We start from the raw sequence: 1,090 nt of genomic DNA on the forward strand, positions 1-1,090 counted from the left end.
AAGTATCCCTATACCGAACTAGTATAATCCGGTACTGTATAAGCCTATAGTAGTAACTCTAATCAGACCGGTATCACTAAAGGACCTAAACAGTACCATGCCCATGTTTATTCGTGCCTATCGACATTGCCTGCAAAGAAGGCTGTAGTAAATGTTGTCATTTACATGTGTCCCTTATGACGCCAGAAGTATTCTATATTGTCGATAAGCTCAAGAAAACATTCAGTTCCTCAGCTCTATACTTTATACAGAAATCCCTTACGCACTCGGCTAATAAACCGACCAAAAATATGCTATACAGGGACCGATGTATTTTCCTTGGGCAAACCTCTAATCGATGCACTATTTATTCATTTAGACCCAATGCGTGCAGACGATTTTTTTCTGATGATTACCGTAGGTGTGAGGCTACAAGTGGTTGTCCAGATCAGAACAGTGATTTACTTTATTGTTCTGGTGCTTTGGTGGGGGCATTTGGTGCCGCTGGAATAGAAGAACAACTTGATTTAGAAAGTCATGAAATGAATATGGCGTTAAGTATGGTTTTACAAGATGAAAGTCTATTTAGACGGTGGCTGAATAGAGAGAAAAATATATTTCCTGTGGTACTTTGGGAGAATGCAGGCAAAAATTTCGATGAGGTCAGGAAAATAATACACATGAATTTCCGATGAGAGAATGAGCATTGAACATATTTTAGAATCGTTGGGAATAGAAACAAAAAAACCGCCAGTTACGGCGGTTTTTTTGTGCTGGTTGGGTTAAGCGGCCTTCCCAGCAGGGCTGTGTTACCAACGTAACGCAAGCACACCCAAGTGCCTATATATTGGGCTGTTTGACATGCGGTGTCAAGTGCCTGATTGGGTGAGGTTAGTGTACAATGTCGGCGGGCCTTTCCGTCGCCTTAAGCAAGCGGGCACCGGATTGAGGGAAGGATTTCCAACGGCCGTAAACGTAAGCACACCCAAGTGCTTGCATTCACGGTTATATCTCCGGTGGTGTCATCGTGAAGCGGTCTAAGCATGGACCGCACAATGAAACGGTACTTCTGTATTGTGCTCGTTGTCTCTGGTGCACTGTTGTCATCCGG

Annotated in this window: 1 protein-coding gene; it reads left to right on the top strand. The window is 43.4% G+C overall.

What is annotated here, in order from left to right; translation table 11 throughout:
* Positions 1 to 113 precede the first annotated feature (113 nt).
* Entirely contained in the window at positions 114 to 674 is a 561-nt protein-coding gene (locus AEP37_RS23815; RefSeq protein ID WP_072086427.1) for a YkgJ family cysteine cluster protein, read from the top strand.
* The last annotated feature ends 416 nt before the right edge of the window (positions 675 to 1,090 follow it).

Origin of the sequence: Yersinia pekkanenii, assembly GCF_001152565.1 — a bacterium.
In the GTDB taxonomy this organism is placed as follows: domain Bacteria; phylum Pseudomonadota; class Gammaproteobacteria; order Enterobacterales; family Enterobacteriaceae; genus Yersinia; species Yersinia pekkanenii.